The sequence below is a fragment of the uncultured Caballeronia sp. genome (assembly GCF_964243625.1).
GTDB lineage: Bacteria > Pseudomonadota > Gammaproteobacteria > Burkholderiales > Burkholderiaceae > Caballeronia.
Genome location: NZ_CAXTGZ010000369.1, coordinates 1 through 6,242 on the forward strand (window position 1 = coordinate 1; position 6,242 = coordinate 6,242).

The window sequence follows — 6,242 nt, forward strand, 5'->3', positions numbered from 1 at the left end:
GTTGCAACGTTTGAGTTCGAACCATGTGTGTTTAGAGGCAAGCACATGTTTTTTGCGCCAAGTTTGACGCAATCCCATGTGGAAGAACGCCAGGCTTTGCAATTGGACACACGCGGACCAATGCGCATCGCCTTCATTGTCACGCTGCCGAAACAGTCCATGCCCCTGTGCGCTTTTGTCCATCTGCCGCACTGCGCAATTCGGAATTGTCCGGTGTCGAACCTTACAACTGCAATTCAGAATCGCCGCACGTGCATGGGGATAGCTGTTTTGGAAAGCTATCCGCTGCATGCTTTGTGCCGGGCGTCACGAGCCCTGCGACCGATCCTTCGGTCGGACGGCGTCATGTCCTGGCAGTGTTTGAAGTAACAGGAGTTCTATAAGAATGGCGAATCAAACCAAATATCCGATGGATAACACGCTCGCTGGCGGATTCATCGACACAAAACCGGTCTTCAATATGGCATCGCAGGCGTTCAATGCCGCAGCTCCTTACGACAAAGGCGGGTTCGGTCCGGAGCTTCCGGTGACCGAACTCCCGAGTCAGGCCGTGATCACGTCAGTGGGCGGTCAAACGAACGGCGGGACGGTCGATTCGGCCATGCCGCTTATCGTTGGCACGGCAGACGCCAATGTAAATGTCTATGTTTACGATGGTTCGAAGCTGATCGGCGTCACCTTCACCGGCGACGATGGCCGTTGGTCACTCACGCCGCTTGAGAATCTGAATGGCTCGTTCCAGCACACCTTTACGGCAGTTGCGCAGATCCACGGCCAATACGGCGTGAAGTCGGAAGCGGTCACCATCAATTACGATTCGACCACAACGCATCCGATTCCGGAACCGACCCCTGAACCCACGCCGATTGAAATCCCGCAACAGGCGGTGATTACGTCGGTGGGCGGCGTGACAAGTGGCGGTACGACGCATGACGCGAAGCCGGTGATTACGGGTACGGCGGACGCTGGCGTCGAGATCCGCATTTATGACGGCCTGAGCTTGATCGGCTCGACGGTCTCGAAGACGGACGGCACATGGTCGTTCACGCCGGAAGTCGGCCTGTCCGACACGCAGGTGCACTCCATCATGGCAACTGCAGTCGACCAGTTGGGCCGGTCTAACGCGCCGTCCGAACGTGTGAACGTGCTCGTGGACGTAAGCGGAACGGTTCCAGTTCCGACCCCGGAACCGACGCCTACGCCGGAACCTACGCCGGAACCCACCCCGACGCCGGAACCCACGCCGGATAACCTTCCGATCATCCCGGCTGCGCCTGTGATCACTTCGGTTGGTGGCGAAGCGATGAACCACGGCACGACGCATGATGCCAAGCCGGTCATCACCGGCACGGCGGACGCCAACATGAGCGTCCACGTGTACGACAACGGCAACGTGATCGGTTCCACGGTCAGCGATGAGAAGGGCAACTGGTCGTTCACGCTGGATCAAAGCGTGGCCGGCGATCATTGGATCGCGGCGATGGCGTTCAGCGATATCGGCCGCAACGGCTACCCGTCGAACTACTTCTATGTGACCGTCGATCCGAGCGGCACGACGCCGGTTCCTGTTCCTGAACCCACTCCGGAACCGACCCCGACGCCTACGCCGGAACCCACCCCGGATAACCTTCCGATCATCCCGGCTGCGCCTGTGATCACTTCGGTTGGTGGCGAAGCGATGAACCACGGCACGACGCATGATGCCAAGCCGGTCATCACCGGCACGGCGGACGCCAACATGAGCGTCCACGTGTACGACAACGGCAACGTGATCGGTTCCACGGTCAGCGATGAGAAGGGCAACTGGTCGTTCACGCTGGATCAAAGCGTGGCCGGCGATCATTGGATCGCGGCGATGGCGTTCAGCGATATCGGCCGCAACGGCTACCCGTCGAACTACTTCTATGTGACCGTCGATCCGAGCGGCACGACGCCGGTTCCTGTTCCTGAACCCACTCCGGAACCGACCCCGACGCCTACTCCGGAACCCACCCCGGATAACCTTCCGGTCATCCCGGGCCAGCCCGTGATCACCTCGGTTGGCGGCGAAGCAATGAACCACGGCACGACGCATGACGGCAAGCCGGTTATCGCAGGCACAGCGGACGCGAACACCAGCGTTCATGTGTACGTCGAAGGTAAAGACATCGGTTCCACCATGAGCGACGCAAAGGGCAACTGGTCCTTCACGCCGGCTCAAGACCTGTCGGGCTTGTCCGAGCATTGGTTCACGGCGGTGGCGTTCAGCGATATCGGGCTCAACGGCCAGCCGTCGACGCGCTTCTACGTGACCGTCGATTCGGGCGCAGTGACGCCGGTTCCTGTGCCGGAACCGACCCCGGAACCGACCCCGGTTCCTGACGTCCCGCATCAGGCAGTGATTACGTCCGTGGGTGGCGTAACAAACGGCGGAAAGATCAGTTCGTCCACGCCGGTCATCAGCGGCACAGCGGATGCCGACGTCAACGTTTATATCTTCGATGCTGGCCGTATGATCGGCATGACGGTTGCCGGACACGACGGCTCATGGGTGTACACGTCGGCTGAAACTCTGGCCGGTGGCATGCACACCATTACCGCGGCAGCGGTCACCCCGAGCGGCCAATTTGGCCAGATGTCCGAACCGGTGGTTGTGGCAATTAATTCGAACGCCTCGATGCCTGCCCATATTACGGATTCGAGCCTGCACACCGTTGTGGGCGACCATGAAGTTTTCTTCGGGCAGTATGCGGGCAATGAAACCGTTGACCTCATCGCAGATGCAGCAAAGTATTTCTCCCAGTCCTCGGCGCATATTGCAGGTTCGCAAACCGGCGCCGCGGATACACTGCACCTGGTCGGTGACCATCAGTTCCTCGACTTGAACTCGCTGACGGGCACGTCGCCGGCAGCGAAGCTGTCGGGTATCGAAGTGATCGACCTGGGCGGCCGCTCGAACACGTTGAAGCTGTCGACGGCAGACGTGCTGAACCTGGGTGAAATGGATCTGTTCATGCGTGACGGCCACAAGCAGATGATGGTGAAGGGCTCCTTCACCGACATGGTCGATCTGTCCAGCAGCATGCATGTTCCGGGCGTGGCTGACGGTTATTGGGCCACCCACGGCCAGGCGAAAGTGGACGGCGTGTCGTATAACGTCTTCGAGCACTCGAGCACGAACGTGGAACTGCTGGTTCAGCAGAACGTGAATGTGATGGTGCATTAAGTTGAAGATGTCCGCGCTCTGGCCACTTGGCAGAGCGTGGACTGATTGAACGCAATCACCGTAAAAAAGCCGTTCCAGGATTTTCTGGAACGGCTTTTTGTCTTGGTGAAGTAATTTGACCGGGAGCGACGCCGTTTTCAGGCGATCCGCTTGGCCAGCTCCACCGCTTTCCCCACGTACGACGCCGGCGTCATGTCCAGCAACAGCTTCTTCGCGTCATCAGGAATCGCGAGTCCATTGATAAACGTCTGCAAGCCTTCGCGCGTAATGCCCTTGCCGCGCGTCAGTTCCTTCAGTTGTTCGTATGGATTGGCTACGCCATAACGGCGCATCACCGTTTGCACCGGTTCCGCCAGCACTTCCCAGCAGTTATCCAGGTCCTCGTTCAGCCGCGCCGCGTTGACTTCGAGCTTGTCGAGTCCGCGTACCAGCGAATCGTACGAAAGCAGCGAATAGCCAAACGCCACACCGATGTTGCGCAACACAGTGGAATCCGTCAGGTCGCGTTGCCAGCGTGAGATGGGGAGTTTATCGGCGAGATGGCGCAGCATGGCGTTGGCGAGGCCCAGATTGCCCTCGGAATTTTCGAAGTCGATGGGATTGACCTTGTGCGGCATGGTCGATGACCCGATCTCTCCCGCCTTGAGCCGCTGCTTGAAATAGCCCACCGAGATGTAGCCCCAGACGTCGCGATCGAGGTCGAGCAGGATCGTATTGGCGCGCGAGATGGCATCGAACAGTTCGGCCATGTAATCGTGCGGCTCGATCTGGATGGTGTACGGATTGAACGTGAGTTGCAGCCGGTCCTCGATCACACCTTCCGCGAATTCTTCCCAGTCGAAATCCGGATACGCCGACAGATGCGCGTTAAAGTTGCCGACCGCGCCGTTCATCTTGGCAAGCACCGGCACTTCTGCAATCCGCTCGATAGCGCTCTGCAACCGCGCTGCCACGTTCGCCATTTCCTTGCCGAGCGTGGTCGGGCTCGCGGGCTGGCCATGCGTGCGCGAGAGCATGGGTTGCGCGGCGTTGGCGTGAGCGAGCTTGATCAGCCGGTCGTGCACCGAGCGCAGTGCCGGCAGCAGGACGTGTTCGCGAGCGCCCGCGATCATCATGCCGTGCGACGTGTTGTTGATATCTTCCGACGTGCACGCAAAGTGGATGAATTCGCTTGCGCGCTCGAGTTCCGGCTGACCCTTCACGGATTCCTTGAGCCAGTACTCGACGGCTTTCACGTCGTGGTTCGTGACCTTTTCGATGTCCTTGATGCGCGCGGCATCGTGCGCGGTAAAGCGCTCGGCGAGCTGCAGCAGGAAGTCTTCGGACTCGGAGGAGAACGCAGGCACTTCGTCGAATCCGGCTTGCGACAGCGCGATCAGCCAGTGAATCTCGACCTTCACGCGATGTTTCATGAACGCGTATTCGGACAGCCATTCCCGCAGCGCTTCGGTTTTGGCGGCATAACGGCCGTCGAGCGGCGACAGCGCGGTGAGCGCGAAGAGGGTATCGGGACGGGTATCGGACATGGTGGGGCCGCGGAGAATAAAGCGAAAGGGAAGGAGGGATTTTAACATTTGCGAACCACGCGCCGGATTCGTGCACGACACGGAATCCCGCACTGCCCCCATACCATTCGCTTTATGCTAGCATTGCAGTCAATGACAGCATGCGGAGTTTTGAATGGCAACACTGACAATTCGCAATCTCGATGACCAGATCAAGGCTCTTCTTCGGGTCGAAGCTGCTCGGCACGGCCGCTCCATGGAAGAAGAAGTGCGAGTGATTTTGCAGAGCGCATTGGCCGGAACCGCCAACGCGACCGGTTTCGGCAGCCGCGTTCACCAACGTTTTGCAGGCCTTGCGGACAAGGGCCTGACGTTGCCGGAACGATCGGGCCAGCCGCGGGCAGCTGAGTTTCCGGAATGATTGTGCTGGACACAAACGTCTTGTCGGAAATCATGCGCGCCAACCCCGACGAAAACGTGCTCACCTGGCTCGATTCTCAATACGCGCACGAGCTGCACATCACATCCATTACGGTCTCGGAATTGCTGTACGGCGTTGCGCGGCTCGCGCACGGCAAACGCAAAACCGCGCTGCGTGGCGCAATAGAATCGATGCTCGACGGTGAGCTGGCCGGCAGGGTGCTGGCCTTCGACGAAGCTGCCGCGCGCTGCTACGCGATCCTCGTAGCGGAACGCGAAGCGCAAGGCCGGCCGATCAGTTCCGCCGATGCGCAAATCGCCGCGATCTGTCATAGCCGCGATGCAGTACTTGCCACGCGAAACGGCAAGGACTTTGAGGCTAGCGGAGTTTCGGTTGTCGATCCCTGGACAGCGGCGTAGCGACCAGCACCTACTTGCCCCGCAGCGCCCGATCCAGCGCCTCGAGCTGCGCCACGGTTCCTACGTTCTCCCACTGTCCTTCATAAAGCTCGCCGGTTGCCCGCCCCGCCTTGACCGTCTCCTGGTAATACGGCGTCAATGCACGCCGTGTTCCTGGCGCGAGATCGCGAAACATGCGGGTATCGTACAAACCGATATTGCCGAACGTGAAGCGCGCGGAGCCATCGAGCGAAAGCGTGCCGTTGGGCTCGAGCGCAAAGTCACCGAGCTTATGAAACGGGGGATTCGGCACCATCACCAGATGCATCGCCGGCTCGGATGCGAGCGCCATCGACGGGACACGCGTGCGCAAGCTCGCGTAGTCGAAATCGCAGAAAACATCGCCGCTCACCGCCAGGAATATCGCCGGCTCGCCTTGCGTTTCCAGCAGCGGCAAAGCCTTGGCAATCCCGCCAGCCGTCTCCAGCGCGTGCATTTCGTGCGAGTAACGAATTTCGACGCCCCAACGCGAACCGTTGCCGAGGTTCGACTGAAGCATGCGCCCGAGCCACGCGTGATTGATCACGATGACTTCAAACCCCGCCGCCGCCAGCCGTTCGATCTGCCAGACAATCAGTGCCTTGCCGCCGACCTTGAGCAACGGCTTGGGACTCGTATCCGTCATCGGACGCATGCGCTCGCCGCGGCCTGCG

6 protein-coding genes are annotated in these 6,242 nt (G+C 59.9%); 3 read left to right on the top strand and 3 right to left on the bottom strand.

Annotated features, from left to right (window positions below; genetic code table 11):
* Positions 1 to 183 (bottom strand): hypothetical protein (locus tag ACFFAR_RS21900; protein ID WP_375508459.1); only part of this gene is annotated, 183 nt, incomplete at its 3' end.
* Positions 184 to 385: 202 nt separating this feature from the next.
* Between ACFFAR_RS21900 and ACFFAR_RS21905 the strand changes: the two genes are divergently transcribed.
* Entirely contained in the window at positions 386 to 3,205 is a 2,820-nt protein-coding gene (locus ACFFAR_RS21905; protein ID WP_174364028.1) for an Ig-like domain-containing protein, read from the top strand.
* 137 nt (positions 3,206 to 3,342) lie between these two features.
* On the opposite strand, the gene purB is transcribed toward ACFFAR_RS21905, so the two are convergent.
* On the bottom strand, positions 3,343 to 4,731 hold the full coding sequence (purB, locus tag ACFFAR_RS21910) for an adenylosuccinate lyase (protein WP_174364027.1): 1,389 nt from the start codon (positions 4,729 to 4,731) through the stop codon (positions 3,343 to 3,345).
* Positions 4,732 to 4,885: 154 nt separating this feature from the next.
* Here purB and ACFFAR_RS21915 point away from each other — a divergent pair, with 154 nt between their 5' ends.
* Together ACFFAR_RS21915 and ACFFAR_RS21920 are read left to right on the top strand one after the other, a co-directional pair.
* Positions 4,886 to 5,131: a plasmid stabilization protein gene (locus tag ACFFAR_RS21915; protein WP_174364026.1), complete on the top strand. Its 246-nt coding sequence runs from the start codon at positions 4,886 to 4,888 to the stop codon at positions 5,129 to 5,131.
* A complete protein-coding gene (locus ACFFAR_RS21920) occupies positions 5,128 to 5,550 on the top strand; it encodes a PIN domain-containing protein (protein ID WP_174364025.1) in 423 nt (140 codons plus the stop codon). The genes ACFFAR_RS21915 and ACFFAR_RS21920 overlap by 4 nt, the downstream gene beginning before the upstream one ends.
* 10 nt (positions 5,551 to 5,560) lie before the next feature.
* Here ACFFAR_RS21920 and murU read toward each other — a convergent pair.
* Positions 5,561 to 6,242: N-acetylmuramate alpha-1-phosphate uridylyltransferase MurU (murU, locus tag ACFFAR_RS21925; RefSeq protein WP_375508460.1), on the bottom strand; the 682-nt coding region annotated here is incomplete at its 5' end.

Bases quoted from the DNA above. Each gene is read 5' to 3' on its own strand.
- ACFFAR_RS21915 (WP_174364026.1), top strand. From the start codon at position 4,886: ATGGCAACACTGACAATTCGCAATCTCGATGACCAGATCAAGGCTCTT.
- purB (WP_174364027.1), bottom strand. From the start codon at position 4,731: ATGTCCGATACCCGTCCCGATACCCTCTTCGCGCTCACCGCGCTGTCG.
- ACFFAR_RS21920 (WP_174364025.1), top strand. From the start codon at position 5,128: ATGATTGTGCTGGACACAAACGTCTTGTCGGAAATCATGCGCGCCAAC.
- ACFFAR_RS21905 (WP_174364028.1), top strand. From the start codon at position 386: ATGGCGAATCAAACCAAATATCCGATGGATAACACGCTCGCTGGCGGA.